The following is a 23,030-nucleotide window of genomic DNA, read 5'->3' as shown; positions in this document are numbered from 1 at the left end:
AATGGAAAAAATATCAGGACAGCCTTCAAGGGCAAAAATCACGTTGCTACTGTGCTTTGCCATAGCAATTTTTGAAGGTTTTGATCTTCAATCAATGGGGGTAGCCGCTCCACGAATGCGGGCTGAGTTTATGTTGGATAATGCTCAGATGGCGTGGGCATTTAGTGCTGCAATTTTAGGAACACTACCAGGTGCCATATTAGGCGGTAGATTTGCCGATATTGTCGGGCGTAAGAAAATTCTGATTTTTAGTATTTTACTTTTTGGAATTATGTCTTTGCTAACGGCTTATGCTGCTAACTTTAGTTTGCTATTACTCATTCGTTTTTGTACTGGTTTAGGAATGGGTGGGGCACTTCCAATGATGATTACACTGGCATCTGAAGCTGTACCTGACCAGCACAAAGGGACCGCGGTGAGTATTATGTACAGCGGTATTCCTTTTGGTGGGTTACTTACTTCTGTCGTTGCTATGTCGTTGGCAGGTGATGCAGAGTGGCGTCATATTTTCTATATTGGTGGTATTGCGCCTATTTTACTCATTCCACTCATTATTCGCTTTTTACCTGAGTCAAATGATTATCTACAACGTAAAGGTCAAGCGCAAAAAACCACGCCATTCTTGGAAGTTTTATTTGCGAAAGAACGTCGTATGTCGACCATTCAGCTTTGGGTCAGTTTTTTCTGTACGCTCGTTGTACTGTATTTCCTGTTGAACTGGTTGCCGTTGCTGATGGGCGCGCAAGGCTTATCGAAACTTCAGGCAAACTATGTACAGATGGGCTACAACGTTGGTGGAATTTTAGGTTCAATCCTGATGGGTGTATTGCTTGATAAATTACGCATGAGTTTTGTGATTAAATTAATTTATCTCGGCATTTTATTTTCGCTGTGCTGTTTAGCAATTTCTCCGACAGTTGCTTTACTTGCACTTTCGGCAGTGGGTTGTGGTTTATTTATTGTGGGTGGACAATCGGCGTTGTATGGTCTGGCTGCCATGTATTATCCAACCGAAATGCGGGGAACTGGTGTAGGTTCAGCAGTTGCAATTGGGCGTATCGGTTCTTTTGCTGGGCCTTTAATGGCTGGGTTTTTACTCTCGCTTGGACAAAGCTCGACCATCGTGATTGGTTCAAGCATTCCAGTGATTTTAATTGCAGCGATCTCTGCATTACTTCTTGTCAAAAAACCTAAACAGCCTGTACATTTAGTACAAAGCTCAGGTGCTCGCTAAGTTTTAACGAAAGTATGGGGTTAGCGCCTCATACTTTCATTACAGATTTTCTTATGATGATTGAAAGGTTATGGTACGTTCGAATTTAGTTCCAAAAAAAGTAGAAGATGAGCCTAAGTTAAGTTACATGATTGCTCGTGTTGACCGAATTATTAGTAAACATTTAACAGAACATTTAAAAGAGCTTGAAATTACCTTGCCGCAATTTACTGCACTTTCTGTTTTAGCTTCAAAAAGTAATGTATCCAATGCCAAGCTTGCTGAGCGCTCTTTCATTAAGCCGCAATCGGCCAACAAAATTCTGCAAGATTTACTGGTGAATGGTTGGATCGAGAAAAAACCTGACCCTACACATGGTCGCCGTATTTTAATTACCCTGACTGAAAGCGGTATTGATAAGCTCAATAAATGCAATGAAGTGGTTTCAAAAGTTGAAGAAAAAATGCTGGAGGGTATTGATATCAATTTGGCTTATTTAATTCGTAATAACCTCGATATTATGGTGAATAATCTTAAAAACCTTTGAACGAATGTCTGTTGTAAATTAATTTTTAAACTTAATAGAAATGCTTAAGCACTGATTCAAACAGAAAATTTATTTCATTTTACAAATGAACTTGCTAGCATCGAAGTGACGTTTTTGGTGATGTGTGGCAGCGAATGTCTTCAGGACAACAAGTTTTACTTAAACTAAGAAAAATGATTATTTCAGGGGAACTTGAAGGCGGTGCCAGAATTGCCGAAATTCCGACTGCCGAGTTACTTGGTGTTTCGAGGCAGCCTGTTCGTATTGCCTTTCGGTTGCTCGAGCAAGAAGGGCTCCTCATCAAAAACCCAACTCGTGGTTACACGGTTCGTGAAATTTCAGAACAACTGGTTCATGATGCACTCGAAGTGCGAGGCGTGCTGGAAGGGTTGGCTGCGAAAACTTTGGCAGAACAAGGCTTAAGCGAAGAGCAGAAAAAGACGCTGCAACATTGTATTCAAGAAACTGAAAAACTCTTTAATGATAAAGACGAATTTGGCGATGCTGAACTCGAACGTTATCATCATTTTAACGTCATTTTTCATGACACCATTATTGAAGGGGCGCAAAACGTCGCGCTCATACAAGCCTTAGCGAAAAATAACCAATTGCCGATGGCGTCTGCTCAAGCCATTACCTATGACCAGAACCAAGCTTTGTCGGAATATCGCCGTTTGCACTACGCGCATTTACAGCATTGTTCGATTTTCGATGCATTGGTACATCGTCAGGCAGGGCGTGCTGAAACCTTAATGCGTGAGCATAGTAGTGTGGTGATTTTAGGTGAAACGCTAAGAAATGTTTTAAGTACTTAAGATGAAATAAGTTCCTTTATGTTTGAATAAAGGAACTTTCGAGTTAAAGCTCAATCACAAGATTTTTAGTTTTTGCGCGAGAACAGCAGGGCGTAAATTGGTTGTTTAGTGCATGTTCCTCATCAGTCATGAATAGATCTCGATGATCAGGCGTGCCTTCTACTACACGGGTAATGCAGGTACCGCAAATGCCTTGTTCACACGAAACAGGAACATCAAAGCCATTCGCAATTAATGCTTCAGTCGCAGTCTGCTCTGGTAATACTTCAATGCGACGGCCCGTACCTTTCACTTCAATGGTAAAAGCTTCATCGTTAGACGTATCTACTTTTTGAGCCACAAAATGCTCTTGATGTAACTGATCACTATGCCAACCTGCTTGTTCAGCCGAGCTCATGACAAACTGCATAAACCCTGTCGGACCACATACATATAAGTGTCTATCTGGTGAAGCTTGGACTAAAACCTCTGCCATATTACATTCGGTTTCTGGCTGATCTTGAATATGAAAATGGACTTGATCACCAAAGTGCTCGGTTAAGTTGCCATAGAACGCAATCATTTCATGACTACGAACAAAGTAATGCAATTCGAAAGGAATATTGGCCGAATTAAGCCGATACGCCATCGACAAAATAGGGGTAATACCAATACCACCCGCAAATAAAATAGCCTGTTTTGTTTGAGGGTGAATCTCAAATAAATTGCGTGGTTCACCAATATGTAAATGGTCGCCTTCACGATATTCAGTGTGAATGCAACGTGAACCGCCACGTGAATTGGCATCATGTAAAACACCAATCACATAACGATGCTTTTCAGTGCAGCAGTTTGAAAGTGAATATTGACGGGTGAGGCCGTTTTTCAGATGCACATCAATATGTGCACCTGCCTCAAAATTCGGCAGCTCTGTACCATTTGCTGCAACCAATTCAAACGCGCGAATGGTTGGGGTAAGCTGATGAATTTTTTGAATGATAACGTCCATGTTCATGCTCCTTTAAATAATCCGAATGTTTGGAAACTTCTGCGCGGACGTTTCAGGAGGTGTTTTATTTTCTTCAGCAAGCAGGCGCTCAATAACCTTACGAGACTGCACACCGCCTGAGTCGATGTTGAGCATTAGTAACTTGCGATGTGGATTGTTCAAAATATTTTGCTGCTGCTGTTCCAGCATTTCTAAATCTTCAGTAAAGATTTTGCCTTGACCTTCACGAATTTGATCGGTGAGTTCAGCATTATCTGGCTGGAAGTTGCGTGCCATTCCCCAGAAATACCAATGTGAGGTTTCGGTTTCCGGTGTAATAAAATCGACCACAATTGAGGAAACTTTTTTGTCACTTGGTGCGTGATAACCACCATGTCCAGCATGTGCGACACCGACTTCAATATGCACATTGCTTGGTGCAAAGAAGTGACAACGTTGCCAACGGTCAACAGGTACATCATCCGCCAAGTGATTACCACGAAGGGCCATTTGCCAAAATGGAGGTGCGATCACATTTTCCATATAGCGTTCGGTAATGACATGGTCACCGTCAACTTTAGTGACAGGCAATGATTCATCAATCTCTTTTTGTCCAATACTGCTTGAGTGAACATAGGTCTCGTGGGTTAAATCCATCAGGTTGTCGACCATCAAGCGATAATCACACTGAATATGAAATAGACCTCCGCCATAGCTCCATTCAGGATGATCTGCCCACTCTAAAGTTGGAAGTTTTGCTTCATCTGCTAAAGCTTTCTCGCCTGGCCATATCCAAATAAAGCCGAACTTTTCGACAACTGCATATGCTTTGTTGCAAGGGAATCCATTTACCCGTTGGGCTGGCATTGAAACAGTTTTTCCGTCACAACCCATCACTAAGCCATGATAACCACATACAAGGTTGCCATCTTCGACATAGCCAAGTGAAAGTGGGGCGCCGCGATGGGGACAAAAATCTTCAACGGCTGCAACTTGGTTTTCTTTGCCGCGATAAAAAACAATTTTTTCACCACAGATGGTGCGACCTAATGGTTTGTCTTGGATTTCTTCTGGGCGGCAGGCAACATACCAAGCATTTTTAATAAACATTGTGACGACTCCTTATCACTTATTGGATCCAATTTATAATAAATAAAAATATTGGTCAATTGATAAGCAGTATATTTTTTAAAAAATATTGATCTTTTGATTTGGTTGTTTTGTATATTTTTTAATTGCTATTAAAGACTTTTGTGTTTACTTTGAATTTTAGAGGCTAAATTTTTATTGATCTTAATTTGGATCCATAATGGCTATGGTTAAGCCATTATAGGAGTGTAGAGATTTAGAAATTAACCGTGTAGTGAAGCATCATGCGCTGTTCGTCCAGACTTTTGCCATGTTTGGTGTCGTAATTAATATTTAAGAAAAGAAACTTAAGATTTTTAATCCAAGCATTGAGATCATACTGAATCAACACATCACTTTCTTGTTCAAAATCATTTTGATTCATGGTTGGAAATGAATCGCCATAAATATATTTATAGGTGATTTTTAGACCGTTGATATAGTCTTTAAAGTCATATGAAGCAACGAAATGATAAGACTTTTCATCAGCTTTGGTAAACGCGCCTAAGGTCCAGTTCACCATATGGGGGATGGGCATATTGTCGAGTTTTGGAATACCATCTTTGCCAAAATTTTCTTGATAGCCAATTCCGGTTGTAAAGTTGCCATGTTTGATAAAATGCATAGCGCCTACGGATGTATTGTCATATTCACCAAGCTTTGATTTGCCGACATCGTCGTGGCGAAACACACGTAATTTTGTGGTGTGTTGTTTTGTCCATTGATAATCAAAAGCAAAGTAACTTTGATTGATGAGATCTGTTAAGTAACCATTATAAAATTTCCAATGATATTGAGGCGTTTTTCCATCCCACTGGAAAAAGTAAAGCCCATTAGATTCATGTTTTGAAATGGCGAGTTTGTGGTAGTCTTCCTCATTTTTTGGCGAATAACGATTAATCAAACCCAGCTCGAAATTTTGTTGCGGTGTCTTATATTTTAATTCCAAGCCTTTGTAGTTCACGCGTAATTGATGTGTATCGACTTGTGGCGTAAGTGGTGAGTCGGGAGTGATTTCACCTATATTTATGCGAAAGTTTTGATATTCAACTCCAGCACCTAAGCCATATTTAATTTGGTCTTGTGCTTGTTTCTTGGGGTTAGGGTCAAAGGGTATGACCATATCATTGGTGTGTTGGTCGCTACTTAGGCGATATGCATATTGGATGCTTGGATTGAGGTGTAGCTGAACATCATTAAGTTTGGTTGTCCAGTCACCACGATAGATCAAGCCTTGACTCAAGCTATGGGTATCGGGACTCGTATCATTTTCATATTGTCTGTCGAAGTTAAATGTTTTTAGTGTGAGTGTATTTTGAAAATTAACATCTACTGCACTGTGAGCTAAACAGCAGGCAAGGGTTGTCCCTGAGAAGAAAATCCCATAAATAAAAATATGCTTCATTTTTTAATCCGTTTAAAAGCGTTTTACTGTTCTAAATCCGACATGGCTGGTGGCAAGGTCGAGTTCCTGTGGATGCCTCGCGGCAGCACGATAACGCGCGCAATAATTAGTAGCGCATAAATAAGACCCACCTTTAATGGTGTATTGCAAAATCTGTTCGTGACTTTGCCGATATTTCGATGGATCTCCCATATGGTGATCTCTTGGACCTGTATAGGGTGTTTGCGTCCATTCCCATACATTGCCAATCAAGTCATATAAGCCAAATGGGTTTTTATTAAAACAGCCAACAGGTGCAACATCCTTAAAACCATCTTCCTTTATGTTCTTATAAGGAAATTCGCCTTGCCAGAAATTGGCTACAATATGGCCTTCGTGAGTAGGGCCAATATCGGAATTTTGTTGAAAACCTTTGGCTGCATATTCCCACTCAAGTTCGGTCGGTAAGTCATGACCCAGCCAGTTTGCATAAGCGTAGGCATCATTCCATGTCACCATGCGAACAGGCTCGTGAGGCGCGGGCTGTTTAGGGTTGTTTAAGCCCCATGGATGTTTCCAATTGGCGCCTTTTTCAAATCGCCACCACTGTAATTCTTCAACTGGATGATCTGGTTGTACAAACATAGCTGCGCCGCCTTGCTTTTCTGCATCGGTGACATAACCCGTTTGTTTAACAAACTCTTGAAATTGGGCATTGGTGACTTCAGTTGCATCGATTAAAAACGCGGGAACTGAAGTTGCCTGTAGGTTTAATGGGCGTTCATCTTCATAACCTTGTGTGGTGCCTAAAACAATTTTTCCTTGAGGAAGTTTGACCATGCCGGCTTCTTTATTTTTAGGCCAACCCGAAGGAAGGCCAGAATAATAAGTACATTTAGCTTGAGTACCTAAGTCGGGCAAGGTGGTTTGTTTAAGTTGATGTGTGGTTTTTTGGCACGCACAAAGTAACAAGAACGATGAAAGCATCATGATCTGTTTCATCTAGTTTTCTCTACTTTTTGTTGTATTGCTCAAAATCCACAACACCATTTTCATCGGCATATCTTAAATATTTATCATTTAAGACTTTGACGATCTCAGGATGTTCTGCGTAAACATTATGTTGCTCATTAAAATCTGTTTTTAAATTGTAGAGTTCCCAACCGTGACTTTTAAATTTAGAAGGTGAGTTTTCAACGAGTTTCCATTCCTCAGTTTTGGCATAGCGGCTGCCATGTAATTCTTTAAAGTCATAATAATTGACTGGCCGAATGCGGGCATTATTATTTTTAAAAGCAGGGATTAGACTAAAACCAGATGGTTTAATTTTGGTGCTTGAATTTGGATAAACCTGATTATTTTGAATCCCCGCTAGCTCCATCACAGTTGGGAATATATCTCTGACTGTCGCAAAGTTATTGTTAATTCCATGTTGTTTAGAAACCTGAGCTGGTGATTTAACAATAAATGGAACTCGCACACCGCCTTCTGAAGCGGCTGACTTCCAGTGCGTAAATGGAGTGCTGCTCACTTCGGCCCAGCGTGGTCCCATGTAAACATATGAGCTGGCATTGCCTATATTTTCATAGCGATTGTCGGCATCACCCATTGGGAAATTATGATCACCCCCTTCAGCGCCGTTATCTGACATAAATACAATTAAAGTATTGTCATATAAATGATGCTTTTTAAGATATTGAATGACATCACCTACGCGGTCATCTAACTGCGTAACCATGCCAGCATAAACTTCCATTTTACGCGCTTCGTATTTGCGCTCTTGTGGGGTGAGTTCATTCCAGCTTTTGGTGCCTAAAGCTTGGTTACCACGCTCGACTGGGTATTCTGCATTTGCAGGAATTAATCCTAATTGCTTTTGTCTCTCAAAGCGCTGTTTACGAATTGCATCGTAGCCTTGATCATATTTACCTTTGTATAAGTCTCTATAATGAGCAGGTGCTTGTAGCGGCCAGTGTGGAGCGGTATAGGCTAGGTAGGCAAAAAATGGTTTTTGCGCTTTATTTTTGTCTAAGTACTCAAACGCTTTTTGTGTAAAAAAGTCGGTCGAGTAGTAGTTGTCAGGCAAAGTAACCTTTTGACCATTTTCAGTGTATTGGGTGTTACGCGGATAGTTCTTAGGTTGGTCTTTAAAGTGTAAATCGAAGCCATCGAGCAGAGCAAAAGATTGATCAAAACCACGGGCTTTAGGGTTTTGTTCGGGAGCATAGCCTAAGTGCCATTTACCGACCATGAAGGTGTAATAATCTTTTGTCTTTAAAATCTCTGCGAGTGTATAAGCATTTTGCGTTAAATGACCTGAATAGCCATCAATTTTGAGGAGTGCACGCGGGCTATCGGCTCCAACCAATTTTTCTTGTCGTTTTGAAGTTTCATACATAGCCCCTAAACCGACCAAGTGGTTATCGGCACCTGTCATAAGCTGTGCACGAGTAGGTGAACACATGGATGAAGCATGAAAATTAAAAAGCATTTTTCCTTGTTTTAACAGGCTATCAATATGAGGAGTTTTAATTTCGCCGCCATAAGCGCCAATATCTGAAAATCCAAGATCATCGGCCAGAATAATCATGATATTAGGTGGTTGTTGGTTTTTTGGAGGTGCTGCTTGCGTTGTGTAAAGCAATTGACTGGCAAAAAAAAGTCCCAATGTAAGCTGGCTTACTCTTTTGAATTTCATAACAACAATCCTTTGAAGTTTTATAAATGCATCTTGCATTTCCTAGAAATAAACAGAGCTTTCTTGGCTAAAAACTGCTCTGGAATCGATCATAATAGAATTTTTATTGTGGATCCATAAAAATATTAAAGCATTCTAATTTTATGTTTTTAATAATTTTATACTTATATAATTTATATATTTATAGGGTTTTTAATAATCCGTTTATAATTTTAGTTGATTTTTTGGATCCAAATATTCAGTATAGAAAAAGAGCAGGATGCTCAAAAAATTAATATTCCTCTAGGTCATTATGGATACGGATGTGCATAACCACCCAATCGCTCATATTAGCAATGTCGTGTGTATGTCTTATCCAAGGGAGATACACAAATGGAAAGAGACGTTCTAAGTGAGATCAATCAAAACAACATGAGCCGCTACCAATGGTTCGTCATTTTGATCTGTATTTGTCTCAATATTATTGATGGCTTTGACGTGATGGTAATGGCATTTACCGCTCCATCCGTGTCAGCAGAATGGTCACTTTCAGGGGCACAAATTGGTTTATTGCTGAGTTCTGGCCTTTTTGGAATGGCTGCCGGTTCCATTTTTCTTGCACCGTTAGCGGATAAAATCGGTCGCCGTTTACTCATCTTAGTTTGTCTTGTCATTGCAGGTCTTAGCATGTTGGGATGTGCTTTTGTACAAAGCCACGGCATGTTAGCAGCACTTCGGTTTATTACCGGAATTGGGGTAGGCGGCATTCTTGCGAGTAGTAATGTACTGGCAAGTGAATATGCCAACGCTCGTTGGCGTAGTCTCGCAGTGAGCTTAATGTCTACAGGTTATGGAATTGGCGCGACACTTGGTGGAGTACTATCACTGGCATTGATTGAGCATTTAGGTTGGCGCTCAATCTTTTTAGCAGGTGGAGTTACTACCATTGCAATGCTGCTGATCAGTGCGTGGTTGCTACCGGAGTCTTTAGATTACTTACTCGCGAAACGACCAAAACAGGCACTAGAACGAATTAATGCAACTGTAAATCGTATGGGGCTAAACAAATTACCAGTTATGCCACGTTATGAAAAAATCAGTACGCAAAAGGGCAGTGAACTGGGCAAATTATTTGCTGGACAACTTGGATTTCAAACACTTTGTTTGTGGTTTGCCTTCTTTTTAGTGATGTTTGGCTTTTACTTCGTCATGAGCTGGACACCAAAAATTCTTATTTCAATGGGGATGTCGCCACACCAAGGCGTAAGTACCGGTATTTTAATTAGTATTGGCGGTATTTTCGGGGCAGCCATTATTGGTTTATTGGCATCACGCATGAAAATTTTCTATGCCTTAAGTTTATTTTTAGGGCTAACGTCTGCATGTGTTTTCCTATTTGTTGCAGTCTCATCTCAAGTCAGCATCGCACTCATGGTGGGTTTATTACTCGGCACTCTCATTAATGGCTGTGTAGCAGGCTTATATTCTATTTCTCCAACAATTTATGATGCCGAAATCCGTAGTCGCGGCGTGGGCTATGCAATTGGTTTTGGTCGTATTGGGGCAATTTTATCGCCAACGGTCGCAGGCATTTTTCTGGATAAAGGGATAGCACCCGCAACGCTATATGCCTATTACGGTGTGGTCTTTATTTTGGCTATTTTCCTGATTTTAAGTTTAGGCAATGCTTTTTACCGAAGTAAGAAAGAGCAAAACTACTCTCTTAAAACAGCACCTTAATCCATTAAAAATTAAATAGTTGAGATAAAAAATGAAAAAGACACCATTGTGGGTGGGGGTATGCTTGTGCCCATTATTTAGTCAAGTTGTGCATGCCGAGTTTATCGAAGACAGTAAAGCTGAGCTGACACTACGTAATTTTTACTTCGACCGAGACTATAAAAAAGACCCATATCCCTATACAGCAGCCAGAGATTGGGCGCAGGGTTTAATTTTTAAAGGACAGTCTGGTTATACCGAAGGAACGGTTGGGTTTGGTGTCGATGTACTGGCAATGGCAGGTTTTAACCTGATGGGAAGCCGTGCTGATGACTATGCACGTAGTGGCTTACTTCCAGTGAATACCGATAACTCACGTGATGATTATTATGGAAAAATTGGCATTACAGGAAAGGCTAAATTTAGGAAAAATGAGCTTTTTGTGGGGGACTTAGTTCCACAATTACCGACCATTTTTTCATCGCCAGCGCGTTTGTTCCCTCAGACTTACCGTGGTATCCGCTTTGTTTCAAATGAAATTCCAAATCTTCAACTCGAAGGCTTTTATGTCGACGAAGTACGTCAACGTGATTCGATTCGTTATACAGATGTTGGAACAGACAATATCAACCATCGTTTTGACAAAGCGGCAACTACCGATTCTTTTTATACCTTAGGTGGAAGTTATCAGTTAAAGGATTACCGGTTACGTGCTTATCATGCTGAACTCAAAGACATTTACCAGCAACAGTTTTTAGGCTTTAACGGCAAACAACCTTTAAATGATCAACTTAATTTTTTAAGCGACGTGCGTTTTTTTAATAGTGAAGAAACTGGAAGTAAAAAAATAGGAGAAGTCGATAACCGTCATTTGAGCGGCCTATTTGGTTTGAACTATCAAAATCATACGGTTTCTTTGGGTTATATGCAGTCGTTTGGCTCGACTGGTCTGCCATTTTTGTCGGGAACTGAAAGTCCGGTTGTACTTGATTTTATGAGTTCGGACTACTCAAATAAAGATGAAAAAGTCTACTCAATTCGTTATGAGTATGACTTTAAAAATGCGCGGGTAGGTGATGTTTCATTAAACGGACTGCGTTTTATGACTCGCTACGCAAAAGGCGAAGACATTGATTTACTGCAATATGGCGATCAGCGTTTTAAAGAAGAGTCGATGGAATTTGATTTAGGCTATAAAATTCCTGAAGGTAAGTTAAAAGGTTTGGGAATGCGAGCTCGTTTTTCTCACTATCGCAACGATATGCCAAGTAATATGACATTTCATTCGACCAATGAAACTCGTTTGAATGTCGATTACACCTTTAAATTTTAATGCTCAATATTTAAGTAAATTAAAGACAAGTTAAAACATTGTGAGCAGCAATGTTTTAACTTTAGTTATCAACTGCACAAAATCCCTCTATAATACGGCCAATCTTATTAAAGCCAATTGAGTCTCTCATTAAACACATGGCTTTAATCTCTCATTTTTTAAGTCAATTTCTTCGCTGTGATTCGGCTTATTTTTCAATATTTAGAATTTTATGTGTCTGTGCTGACACATAAAAATATTTAGGTGCCAGCATGGAAATCAAGGTTAATTATCTCGACAATCTTCGACAGGAAGCTAAGTTCGATGACTTTACGGTAATTGCCGATCAACCAATTCGCTACAAGGGTGACGGTTCGGCACCGGGCCCATTTGACTATTTTTTAGCATCGTCAGCATTGTGTGCAGCGTACTTTGTAAAAGTGTATTGTGCCGCTCGAGATATCCCAACTGATAATATTCGTTTATCGCAAAATAATATTGTTGATCCTGAAAACCGCTACAAACAAACCTTTAAAATTCAAATTGAATTACCAGCCGATATTTCAGAGAAAGATCGTCAAGGGATTTTACGTTCGATTGACCGTTGTACTGTTAAAAAAGTGATTCAAACGGGTCCCGAATTTATTATTGAAGAAGTTGAAAGTATCGATGCAGATGCACAAGCATTGTTATTACCAAGCCTAACTTCAGAAAGCCATACCTATATTCAAGGTAAAGACCTGCCATTAGAAGAAACCATTGCCAATATGTCAGCTATTTTGGCAAATTTGGGCATGAAGATTGAAATCGCATCTTGGCGTAATATTGTCCCAAATGTATGGTCGTTACACATTCGTGATGCACAGTCTCCGATGTGTTTTACCAATGGTAAAGGTGCAACCAAAGAAAGCGCTTTAGCGTCTGCATTAGGCGAGTTTATTGAACGTTTAAACTGTAACTTCTTCTATAACGACCAGTTCTGGGGTGAAGAAATTGCCAATGCTGAATTTGTGCATTATCCAGATGAAAAATGGTTTAAACCGGGTCCAAATGGTGAATTACCTAAAGAAATCTTAGATGAATACTGTCTTGAGATTTACAACCCAGATGATGAGTTACTTGGCACACATTTATATGACACCAACTCAGGTAACGTAGAGCGCGGCATTTGCTCGTTACCTTTTGTGCGCCAGTCTGACGGTGAAGTTGTCTATTTCCCATCAAATTTAATTGAAAACTTGTACTTAAGTAATGGTATGAGTGCAGGTAATACTTTGGCAGAAGCTCAAGTTCAATGCTTGTCAGAAATTTTTGAACGTGCTGTAAAACGTGAAATTTTAGAAGGTGAGATTGCACTTCCGGATGTTCCTGAAGAAGTATTAGCAAAATACCCAAATATTATTGCTGGTATTAAAGGTCTAGAAGAGCAAGGTTTCCCTGTTCTCGTTAAAGATGCATCGCTAGGCGGTCAGTTCCCTGTAATGTGTGTGACTTTAATGAACCCGCGTACAGGTGGGGTGTTTGCGTCTTTCGGTGCGCATCCAAGTTTTGAAGTTGCGTTGGAACGTAGTCTGACTGAATTACTTCAAGGCCGTAGTTTTGAAGGCTTAAATGATTTGCCTCAACCGACTTTCCAAAGTAATGCGGTCACTGAGCCAAACAACTTTGTTGAGCACTTTATTGACTCGAGCGGTTTGGTTTCTTGGCGCTTCTTTAGTTCTAAATCTGACTATGACTTTGTTGAATGGGATTTTTCTGGCGAAGGCGAAGAGTCGAACGCAGAAGAAGCTGCAACATTGTTCGGTATTCTCGAAGAGATGGGCAAAGAAGTATATATGGCAGTATACGAGCACTTAGGCGCGACTGCTTGCCGTATTTTAGTACCAGATTATTCAGAAATTTATCTCGTTGAAGATTTGATTTGGGACAATACCAACAAAGCACTTTCATTCCGTGAAGATATTCTAAATCTGCATCGTTTGGATGATGAGCAGCTTGAGGCATTGGTTGAGCGCTTAGAGGAATGTGAGCTAGATGATTACACTGAAATTACCACACTCATTGGCATCGAGTTTGATGACAATACAGTTTGGGGTCAACTCACAATCTTAGAGCTGAAATTGCTAATTTATGTTGCTTTACAACAATTTGAAGAGGCAAAAGAGCTTGTCGAAACTTACTTGCAATACAACACCAACACCGTTGAGCGTGGCTTGTTCTATCAGTGCATGAATGTGGTGCTGGAAGTAATGTTAGATGAAGAACTAGAGCTTGAAGACTACCTGACTAATTTCCGTCGTATGTTTGGTGATACCCGAATGGACGCGGTATTAGGTTCTGTCGATGGTAGCGTTCGTTTCTATGGTTTAACACCAACAAGCATGAAACTAGAAGGACTTGATCGCCATTTACGTCTGATTGAGAGCTATAAAAAATTACATGCAGCTCGTGCTAAAGCCGTGGCGATGTAATTTAAAAAGCGAAAAAAAGCCTATTTTAAAATAGGCTTTTTTTATAAAACAACTCGCTAGTTTAAGCAGAAACTTTTATTAACTCTAAGGTTTCTACCTCTGCTGTATCATTCTGATGTTCGCCCAAAGTGTGTTTAGCTGGAATATACGACATTGCACGTTCTGCAAGGGCTGTAATGGTTAAACTTGGGTTAACACCCAAATTGGCACCTAGCATTGAACCATCTACAACATATAAGTTTTTATAGTTAAAAACGTGATTTTTTCCATCGACTACACCTTGTTCTGGGCTAGATGCAATCGCGCAGCCACCCATACAGTGCGCTGTAAAAGGCACGTTAAACAAAATTTCGGTAATGGTTGTTATGGGATGTCCATTAAACATTTTGGCAACTTTTTCGGTAAAGACATTGGCTTGTGGAATATAAACCGGTAGCTTTTTACCTTCACTAGATAATACCTTGCCAAAAGGCCAAAACCAGTTGCGTTTCAGGCGCATGTTAATTGAGGCATCAGCCGTTTGCATCACCAAGAAAATTAAGGTTTGCCGTGCAAAGCCAACAGGGTTACTCATGCGTAGAAATATAAGTGGGTGGCTAATGAGTACCCATAACCAATAAAAAATACGGGTCCAACCTGGTTTGCCTTTTGCCATGTAGGTACACATCAGTCCCATAGCATCTGAACCACTTTGATAGCGAGTTGCCTCAATATGAGTGTCATGATCAATATAGATACTTGAACCGATGGCAACACCCTTACTCATATCGACATCTTTATCAAAGAAACGAACGCCCAAAATAGACTCAGCATTGGTACGAACCCGATTACCCAAATCATCGGAAATATTTGGTAGAGAACCCGACTGCTTTAAGCGGAAAAGCATCTCTTGCGTGCCCAAAGAGGAAGCCGAGAAAATGACGTTGCGAACACGCCAAGTACGACGCTGTTTGTTAAACCATGAACTTGAACATTCGGTAGTGACTTCATAGCCATCGCTACCATCGACTTTACCATTGAGGGGCTTAACATCAACAACTTTGGTTTCTTCGTAAACCTTGGCGCCATTTTTTTCGGCAAAGTACAAATAGTTTTTATCTAAGGTATTTTTTGCATTGTGTTTGCAACCAGTCATACAACCGCCACAAGCGGTACATGTTCCTCGGTCTGGGCCTTCGCCATTAAAATATGGGTCAGGGTAGGTCTTGCCACCTTGTTCACCCTCGGGCGGAAAAAAGGTCGCAACACGTGTCGGTTTAAATGTGTGTCCAACACCAACTGCATCGCCCATTTTTTTTAGCATATGGTCGGCAGGACCAAAGATTTTATTATCCGTCACCCCAAGCATACGTTCTGCTTCGGCATAGTGCTGAGGCATCTCATTTTTCCAGTCAGCCGCGTCTGCCCATGTACCTTCATCCCAGATATGTTCAGGTGGAACGAGTAAAGTGTTTGCATAAGTAATAGAGCCACCGCCTACGGCATTCCCACAAATAATGGTGACATGGCGAAAAAAACGCATGTTGAAATAGCCAAAAAGCTTCATGCCCGGACGCCAAATCCAGCGGCGGGAGTTCCAGTTATTTTTCGCAAAATCTTCGGCTTTCCAGCGACGCCCCATTTCCATTACGGCCACAGAATAGCCTTTTTCAGTTAGACGGCAGGCAGAAACACTACCACCAAAGCCTGAACCAATAATGAGGTAATCATAGTCATAATTGTTTGTTGCCATGCCGAGGGCTCCTGTCTAGTGATATTTTTTATATTGACTGCGTATGTTTATCAATGAATTGTCCAATGCGCTCAATCGAGTCATCGGATTCTTTTAGTATACCTGCATGAAATTGAAAAACGTGTCCGACTTGGTCATAAACCTTTAAGTTCGTCGGAATACCGTACTTTTCAGTTTGTTCGGCAAGGCGTTTTGCATCGTCTAATAAGACTTCTTCGGTGCCGACATGAATCAGAACCGGTGGTAATCCTGTTAAGTTGGCATAGAGTGGAGAGCAGCTCGGATCGATAGTGGGTTTTTGTCCGCAATAGTTTTTTGCACACCAAGTTAACCAATCTTCGGACAACATCGCATCTTGAGCAGTATGCGTTTTCATCGTGCTTCCAGAAAGACTCAAGTCAACCCAAGGTGAAAGTAAAACTAATGCCGCTGGTAATGGTAACCCTGCATTTCGTATTGCAATTGCAGTACTTAAACTCAGGCCGCCGCCAGCAGAATCCCCTGCGATCACGAGTTTGTTCGGGTCTTGTCCTTGAGCAAGTAAAGCTTTATAAACTGCAATTACATCTTCAATAGCAGCAGGGCTTGCGTGCTCTGGGGCTAGGCGATATTCAGGTAACCAGACTTGTGCTTGAGCTGTATGTCCAATTTGAGCAGCAAGCTTAGTGTGACTTTTTGAGCTACCCACCACATAACCACCGCCATGTAAATACAAGATGCCGAGTTCTGATTGAGTTATTTTGGGCTGAATATGGACTGTCGGTACTTGATCTATCGTTTGCTTTTTTGTTTTATAGCCACGTGGTCCAAGCACAATTGCACTGGCTGCATCGCTACAAAAACGCTGTAGCTTTAGTGGCATTTTTGGGGATAAAGCTGGACGTAGCGTGGTACGGATGGTCCATGCAAGAAGCTGCTTCATAATAAGGACTCAGACTAAGCCTAATGTCAGTCAGCATCTCTTAAAATGAAGAGTATGCTGACCACTATTTTTATTTTGCTGATTTGTTGAGTAGGCGAGTTTGCAAGGCAGTCGCAGTTGCAAAAATCTTTTGGTAACCCTGGGGAAGAATACGCTGAATCACATCAACGGCTTTCGCATCGGCTCCAATCAGTAAGCGGCGACGGTCCTTACGAACAGCTTCTAAAATTTGTTGAGCGGCCTCATCAGCTGGGGTGCGAAGTAATTTATCGAAAGCATCCTGACTTTTTAGAGGGTCCATTCCTAAAGACTGGACGCTATTATTCATGCGCGCAGCTTTGGCAATATTGGTACGAATACCACCGGGATGCACACAAGTCGCACTCACTCCTGCATTTTGTAAATCGAGTTCTTGGCGTAATGATTCAGTAAAGCCACGAACAGCAAATTTACTGGCGTTATAAGCACTTTGGGTTGGCTGAGCTGTTAAACCAAACATACTGGAAATATTAATAATATGTCCGTCACCACTTTGCTTTAAGTAAGGCAAAAATTCTTTGGTGCCATAAACCACGCCCCAAAAATTAATCCCAATGAGCCATTCAAGATCTTCATAGCTCACACCTTCAGCCGTACTACCAATGGCTACACCCGCATTATTAAAAATCAGGTTAACTTGGCCATGTTCATCTACTACTGCCTTTGCCCAAGTTGCAACCTCATCACGTTTAGCTACATCAACTTTTTGAGTGGTGACTTTGACAGAATAAGGTGCCAAAAGCTCGACTGTTTTAGCTAATCCAGCTTCACTGATATCAGAGAGTGCCAGATGGCAACCTTGTTTGGCTAATGCAATGGCAAGCGCTTGTCCAATACCAGAGCCCGCACCTGTCACAGCTGCGACTTTATTTTTAAAAGACTTCATAAAATTCTCCGTTTATTTTTTTCATTTCCTATGGTGAAGCTTGTTTAAGAAATAGCTGAAACCTGCGTGTAGTTTTCAATATCGAAGCGACGAGTACGTTGTCGATATTCAAGGGTAAAACCCGGCCAGTTATTGGTATTTTTGCCATCAGCAGTCTGATACCAACTGGTACAACCTTGTGCCCAGACAGTTTTTTTCATTTTTTCTTGAATGCTTTGATTAAACTCATGTTGAACTTCTGCACGAACATTAGTGAACAGAAGTTTGTTTTGTAGGGTGGTTTGAATGGCATCTAAAATATAATTCACTTGGCTTTCAATCATATACACAATTGAGTTGTGCCCAAGATTGGTATTTGGACCATAGAGCATAAAGAAATTTGGAAAGCCGCTCACAGTTAAACCGAGATAAGCTTCTGCACCATCTTTCCATGTATCTTTTAAGGTGCGGCCATCAAGACCTGTGATCTGCATTGGCGCCATAAATTCTGTTGCAGCAAAGCCTGTACCATAAATAATGGTATCGATTTCACGCAGATTTCCTTCCGTATCTAAAATACCGTTTTCAGTAATTTCTTGAATGCCCGTATTAATCACATCGACATGAGGCTGAGTCAGTGTTTCATACCAATGGTTAGAGATTAAAATACGCTTACAACCAATTGGATAGTCAGGCATTAAGCGGTGGCGCAACTTCCCATCTTTAACGACTTTACGAATGTGGCGCTGGAATAAATATTCCACCAAAGGCATTTCATTGAGTGAAGTAGTAAAGGCCAGCAAACGAATTTCATGGTGTCCGTATTGCAAGGCACGGTCCAGACTTTGCAAAATAGGTAATTTACGGAAAGCCTTTTTCTCTAAAGGTTGGTAAACCCGATCTGGTTTTGGAATCACGTAAGGTGCCGAGCGTTGATAAACGTCTAGATGTGCTACTTGTTTTGCAATTTCAGGTACAAACTGAATTGCGCTTGCGCCTGTGCCAATGACTGCAACACGTTTGCCAGTTAAGTCATAGTCATGATCCCAACGTGCTGAGTGAAATGCTTTACCTTTAAAGTTTTCAATACCTTTAAGTTTTGGATAGGTGGGGCGGTTGAGTTGGCCTACTGCGCCCACTAAGAATTCAGCTTTAAACTGTTCGCCAGTCGTACTTTGGATGTGCCATACACCTTGTAGGGCATCAAATTCTGCACTGGCTATTTCAGTGTTAAATTGAACATGCGGACGAATGTCATATTTATCCGCGCAGTGGCGTAAATATTGATAAATCTCTTGAGATGTTCCGTAACGGTTCTTCCAGCCTAACTCTTGCTCAAAAGAAAAGGAGTACAGATGAGAAGGTACATCACATGCAGCACCCGGATATGTGTTATCACGCCAGACACCACCAACATCGGCAGCTTTTTCAAAGAGTGTAAATTGTTCAAAACCTGCTTGTTTGAGACGAATGGCAAGTCCTAGACCACCAAAGCCAGTGCCAATAATGGCGATACGTACATTTTTATTTGAATTAGTCGACGAATTAAACATAGGCTGCTCTAAAATCCTTAAAAACAGTGAGCGAAACAATCGCAATTTCCTGTATGCAGAATAGACGTTTATTTGCTTGATTTAGAGGATGGATGAGGACAAAATATTGTGATTCGAGGACATTCTGAGCAATACAGTGAAGTATGCATGGGCTTTTGAACGCAGTGTACATAGTGTTCGGTTAATGGCTGATTTTGCGGTGGAATCAGGCATTTCTTATCAGACGATTTTAAAAGGGACTGGGCTTGGCCAACAACAATTACTTGATCCTAATATGGTGGTGACAGGCCATCAGGAATTACAGCTGATTCAGAACCTAGTTGAGCAATTGGGAAACAGGTCCACATTAGGCTTAGAAGTAGGTACACGCTATCATTTCACAACATTTGGGCCATTAGGCATGGCCCTGATGAGCAGTGCCAGCATTCGCGAGGCACTTGATTTAGCCTTAACCTATTTCTCACTTACTTTTGCGTTTACCCGGTTTTTAGTTTCAGATACCAATGAAGGTACTCGTATTGAAATTGACGATGAAGGCATCCCATCTTCAGTGAGGCAATTTATTATTGAACGTGATGCAGCCGCTTTAATTACGGTACAACGCGATCTAGTCCAAGATAATTTTTGCCAATATTTAGCTTTTTCTTTTGAACCCGCAGGTAGTTTAGAAGCTTACAAAAACTTATTTGGGGTGATGCCTGAATTTGGTTCTAGCAAAAGTTTTGTTCTGCTTGATGCTCAGAAAATTAATCAAAAGTTGCAAATGGCAAATGAGCTGGTGCTACATACGGCAGAAGAACAATGTCGACAAATTTTAGATAAGCGTCAAACCCAAAAGAAATTTATTAATTTAGTACAACAGCAATTGATGACTGTGCGAGGTGAAATGCCTTCTATGGAAATCGTGGCTGATCGTTTGTATTTAAATGTCCGTACTTTACGCCGTCACTTGGCATCTGAAGGAATGACTTTTATTCAGATCCGTGAAGAAGTCAGACAAGTTTTAGCAGAACAATATCTAACTTTGCCCAAGGTATCTATTGAACAAATTGCCGAGTGGCTGGGTTATGCCGAACCTGCCAGTTTTATTCATGCCTATAAAAGATGGCATGGGAAAACACCGCATGCAGTAAGGTTAAGTGGTAAATCATCAAGCTGACTTCATTTATTTAAACGCAAATGCAATAAACGCGTTGCCGAGGTGTGGCGAATCTCATCGATTCGTGCATTAAAATAACGTTCAGTAATGGCTTCACCTGATAAGTCTTCGACTACTTCAAATCCCATCTGCTCCACGGCGTGATGTAAATCTATTGGTTTAAATTGACCTAGTAAAGGCTCTTTCAACAAATGGGTAAACTGAGCAACGCCCATACTTCCAAGTCTCTCAATACCATTTAATTCCTGAAAATCGGTTGAATAGTCGAGTACCACTTCACTACCGTTTGCAGCAAATTCGGCAATACTTTTTAAAGTTTCCAAGGTCGTTTGCGGGTTTAAATAGTGCGTTGTACCTAACCATGAGAAAAATGCAGGAGCAGATGAATCATAGACACTTCTGGTCAGAGCTTCTGAAATAGACTCTTTTTCAAAATTAATTGCGACAAACTCAACGGTAGTAGGAATATTTCCTAACTTTTTTAGCTTGGCTTGTTTGGCCGCTTGAGTATCAGGATGGTCCACTTCAAAAATTTTCAAAGTAGGGTAATGCTGTGATTCGCGTAGTGCAAAAGAGTCTAGGCCAGCACCCACTAATACATACTGTTGAGTGTTTTTCTGAACTGCTAGATCAAGTAAATCTTCGGCATAACGAGAGCGTCCGACCACTTGCCCAGTAAGTAAACCTAAAGTGCGGTTTAAAACTGCAGAATTCATGACTTTAACAATCAGTGGGTTAGAGAGCAGTTTTTTCCAGCCCTTACTGGTTAGTTCAAAAGCATAAGGATCTGAAAATACAGGGTTCTTTATATTTTGAAAATGATTGGCCCGTAATGCAGCAGCAGCTTCGGCGGTACGACTTGATTGACCTTCTTTCATCTTTATCCTGTTTTTTTACTTCTTGAAGATATTCAACGAAGAAGGCAGTGTATTTCATGAAAACCTAAAATACACTGCCTCTTTCTTACAACGGATTTGATCGAAATTACAAATTAGTGAGTCTTTGTTGTTTGGTACGTCACTTCATAATCTTTCAAATCTACTTTTTTCAAACGTTGTTTAAGTTTTTTCAGTGACCATGGCCATGCAGCAAAGTTACGCCCGTTGGCATCAAGGTAGTAACTCTTACAGCCGCCGCTATTAAATACCGTTGTTTGTAAGTGTTTTTGTACCAAGTCATTGTGCTTCTTAATCACATCAGGCTTAACATTTAATTTGCTAATTCCTTTGTTTTTAATTTTCAATAAGCCATCTACGATATAGTCGAGCTGCGCTTCTGCCAAACCAATGAAAGAGTCATAGACCAGTACGTTAGGCCCCAAAACTAAAAATGCATTTGGTACATTTTCAATGTTGGTGCCTAAGTAAGCCTCTGGTGAACTATTTTTCCAGATATCTTGTAAACATTGACCTTTTTCATTGTGAACACGTTTACCAATGGGTGGGTGGGATACTTCAAAGCCTGTACCCCAAATAATCACATCAACTTCGTGGCGTTCACCATTCGCAGCAACCACCGTATTGCCTTCAACTTTAACCAACCCATGAGGGATTAGGGTCGTGTTTGGTGCTTGTAGCGCAGGGTAGTAATTGTTAGCAAACAAAATACGTTTACAGCCAATATCAAAGTTTGGCGTGACATTTTTACGTAGCACTGGGTCATTAATTTGCAATTTAAGTAATTGCTTACCCAATACATTGACTGGTTTGAGTGCGAGTGGATTACGTAAACCAAAGTTAATCGCATTCAGCGTTAACGCTACACTTTTACGCCAGCTCGCCTGAATAGACGGATATTTAGCAATCACTGATTTACTAAATTCGCCCAAGTCTGTATCCGGTTTTGGTAATACCCAAGGCGCTGTACGTTGAAATACAAAAAGCTCTTTCACTTTTGGTTGAATTTGTGGCACAAACTGAATAGCAGATGCACCAGTACCAATCACGGCAATGCGTTTACCTGTCAAATCATAATCATGGTTCCATTTAGCTGAATGGAACATCTCGCCTTTAAATGTTTCTAAGCCTTCAAGACGTGGAATTTGAGCTTCAGTAATTGGACCTGTCGCAAAAATAACGGTTTTAGACAAATATTGACCAGTACTTGTATCAAGTACCCACAGATGACGTGAGTCATCCCATGCTGCGTTGAGCAGTTCGCTATTAAACTCGATTTTAGACGTAACATTAAACTCGTTACTCACATCTTCCAGATAACTTAAGATTTCTGGTTGGCGCGCAAATAAATGGCTCCATTTTGCACTTGGTGCAAATGAGTAAGAATAAAGAGCAGATGGTACATCACAGCCACAACCTGGGTAGGTATTTTCACGCCATGTTCCACCAACACGACCAGCTTTCTCAATAATTTTATAATTGGTATAACCAACTTGATCTAGGCGAATGGCAGCAGCAATACCTGAAATACCAGCACCCACAATAAAAGTATCGAAAATATGGCTTGGTGATTTGACAGCTTTTTTTGCTGAAGCATTTGTTTTCATTTGCGCAGTCATATGTGTACTACC

The 23,030-nt window shown here is 40.7% G+C and carries 18 protein-coding genes; 7 read left to right on the top strand and 11 right to left on the bottom strand.

Going from position 1 to position 23,030, the window contains the following annotated elements; translation table 11 throughout:
* The first annotated feature begins 1 nt into the window (after window position 1).
* The 3 genes from mhpT (at window position 2) to OD757_RS06560 (ending at window position 2,575) form a co-directional block, all read left to right on the top strand.
* Window positions 2–1,234, top strand: a complete 1,233-nt coding sequence (gene mhpT, locus OD757_RS06570; RefSeq protein WP_263031280.1) for a 3-(3-hydroxy-phenyl)propionate transporter MhpT — start codon at window positions 2–4, stop codon at window positions 1,232–1,234.
* 70 nt (window positions 1,235–1,304) lie between these two features.
* Window positions 1,305–1,760 carry a MarR family winged helix-turn-helix transcriptional regulator gene (locus OD757_RS06565; RefSeq protein WP_263031279.1) on the top strand — a complete coding sequence of 152 codons (456 nt, stop codon included), beginning with the start codon at window positions 1,305–1,307 and terminating at the stop codon, window positions 1,758–1,760.
* Between the two features lie 122 nt (window positions 1,761–1,882).
* Window positions 1,883–2,575 (top strand): GntR family transcriptional regulator, encoded by a 693-nt coding sequence (locus OD757_RS06560; protein WP_191012871.1) that lies wholly within the window; start codon window positions 1,883–1,885, stop codon window positions 2,573–2,575.
* 43 nt (window positions 2,576–2,618) lie between these two features.
* Here OD757_RS06560 and OD757_RS06555 read toward each other — a convergent pair whose 3' ends face one another.
* The 5 genes from OD757_RS06555 to OD757_RS06535 form a co-directional block, all read right to left on the bottom strand.
* Window positions 2,619–3,563, bottom strand: a complete 945-nt coding sequence (locus OD757_RS06555; RefSeq protein ID WP_263031278.1) for a PDR/VanB family oxidoreductase — start codon at window positions 3,561–3,563, stop codon at window positions 2,619–2,621.
* 12 nt (window positions 3,564–3,575) lie between these two features.
* A complete protein-coding gene (locus OD757_RS06550) occupies window positions 3,576–4,652 on the bottom strand; it encodes an aromatic ring-hydroxylating oxygenase subunit alpha (protein ID WP_263031277.1) in 1,077 nt (358 codons plus the stop codon).
* A 235-nt stretch (window positions 4,653–4,887) separates the two neighbouring features.
* Window positions 4,888–6,075 (bottom strand): OprD family porin, encoded by a 1,188-nt coding sequence (locus tag OD757_RS06545; protein ID WP_263031276.1) that lies wholly within the window; start codon window positions 6,073–6,075, stop codon window positions 4,888–4,890.
* Window positions 6,076–6,087: 12 nt separating this feature from the next.
* Window positions 6,088–7,041 (bottom strand): formylglycine-generating enzyme family protein, encoded by a 954-nt coding sequence (locus OD757_RS06540; protein WP_263031532.1) that lies wholly within the window; start codon window positions 7,039–7,041, stop codon window positions 6,088–6,090.
* Between the two features lie 25 nt (window positions 7,042–7,066).
* Window positions 7,067–8,752, bottom strand: a complete 1,686-nt coding sequence (locus tag OD757_RS06535) for an arylsulfatase (RefSeq protein WP_263031275.1) — start codon at window positions 8,750–8,752, stop codon at window positions 7,067–7,069.
* A gap of 372 nt (window positions 8,753–9,124) precedes the next feature.
* On the opposite strand from OD757_RS06535, the gene OD757_RS06530 reads away from it, so the two are divergent.
* The 3 genes from OD757_RS06530 to OD757_RS06520 all read left to right on the top strand — a co-directional run bounded on the left by OD757_RS06530 (window position 9,125) and on the right by OD757_RS06520 (window position 14,233).
* Window positions 9,125–10,471, top strand: coding sequence for an MFS transporter (locus OD757_RS06530; RefSeq protein ID WP_263031274.1), 1,347 nt, complete (start codon window positions 9,125–9,127; stop codon window positions 10,469–10,471).
* A gap of 31 nt (window positions 10,472–10,502) precedes the next feature.
* Window positions 10,503–11,783, top strand: a complete 1,281-nt coding sequence (locus OD757_RS06525; RefSeq protein ID WP_263031273.1) for an OprD family porin — start codon at window positions 10,503–10,505, stop codon at window positions 11,781–11,783.
* Window positions 11,784–12,034: 251 nt separating this feature from the next.
* Entirely contained in the window at window positions 12,035–14,233 is a 2,199-nt protein-coding gene (locus OD757_RS06520) for an OsmC domain/YcaO domain-containing protein (protein ID WP_263031272.1), read from the top strand.
* A 61-nt stretch (window positions 14,234–14,294) separates the two neighbouring features.
* Here the strand turns inward: OD757_RS06520 and OD757_RS06515 are convergent, their stop codons facing one another.
* From OD757_RS06515 to OD757_RS06500, 4 genes are all read right to left on the bottom strand, one after another.
* Window positions 14,295–15,965 (bottom strand): GMC family oxidoreductase, encoded by a 1,671-nt coding sequence (locus tag OD757_RS06515; RefSeq protein WP_263031271.1) that lies wholly within the window; start codon window positions 15,963–15,965, stop codon window positions 14,295–14,297.
* A 28-nt stretch (window positions 15,966–15,993) separates the two neighbouring features.
* Window positions 15,994–16,887, bottom strand: coding sequence for an alpha/beta hydrolase (locus tag OD757_RS06510; protein ID WP_263031270.1), 894 nt, complete (start codon window positions 16,885–16,887; stop codon window positions 15,994–15,996).
* A gap of 70 nt (window positions 16,888–16,957) precedes the next feature.
* Window positions 16,958–17,812: an SDR family NAD(P)-dependent oxidoreductase gene (locus OD757_RS06505; protein WP_263031269.1), complete on the bottom strand. Its 855-nt coding sequence runs from the start codon at window positions 17,810–17,812 to the stop codon at window positions 16,958–16,960.
* A gap of 44 nt (window positions 17,813–17,856) precedes the next feature.
* Window positions 17,857–19,344 carry a flavin-containing monooxygenase gene (locus tag OD757_RS06500; RefSeq protein ID WP_263031268.1) on the bottom strand — a complete coding sequence of 496 codons (1,488 nt, stop codon included), beginning with the start codon at window positions 19,342–19,344 and terminating at the stop codon, window positions 17,857–17,859.
* 136 nt (window positions 19,345–19,480) lie between these two features.
* On the opposite strand from OD757_RS06500, the gene OD757_RS06495 reads away from it, so the two are divergent.
* Window positions 19,481–20,503 carry an AraC family transcriptional regulator gene (locus OD757_RS06495; RefSeq protein WP_263031267.1) on the top strand — a complete coding sequence of 341 codons (1,023 nt, stop codon included), beginning with the start codon at window positions 19,481–19,483 and terminating at the stop codon, window positions 20,501–20,503.
* Between the two features lie 2 nt (window positions 20,504–20,505).
* Here the strand turns inward: OD757_RS06495 and OD757_RS06490 are convergent, their stop codons facing one another.
* On the bottom strand, window positions 20,506–21,381 hold the full coding sequence (locus tag OD757_RS06490; RefSeq protein ID WP_263031266.1) for a class I SAM-dependent methyltransferase: 876 nt from the start codon (window positions 21,379–21,381) through the stop codon (window positions 20,506–20,508).
* 113 nt (window positions 21,382–21,494) lie between these two features.
* Complete coding sequence (locus tag OD757_RS06485; protein WP_263031265.1) at window positions 21,495–23,018, bottom strand: flavin-containing monooxygenase; 1,524 nt, start codon at window positions 23,016–23,018, stop codon at window positions 21,495–21,497.
* Window positions 23,019–23,030: the final 12 nt, after the last annotated feature.

Source organism: Acinetobacter sp. AYS6 (assembly GCF_025630795.1).
GTDB lineage: Bacteria > Pseudomonadota > Gammaproteobacteria > Pseudomonadales > Moraxellaceae > Acinetobacter.
The sequence above is the reverse complement of the archived record's forward strand: the minus strand, read 5'-3'. Positions and strand labels throughout refer to the sequence as shown.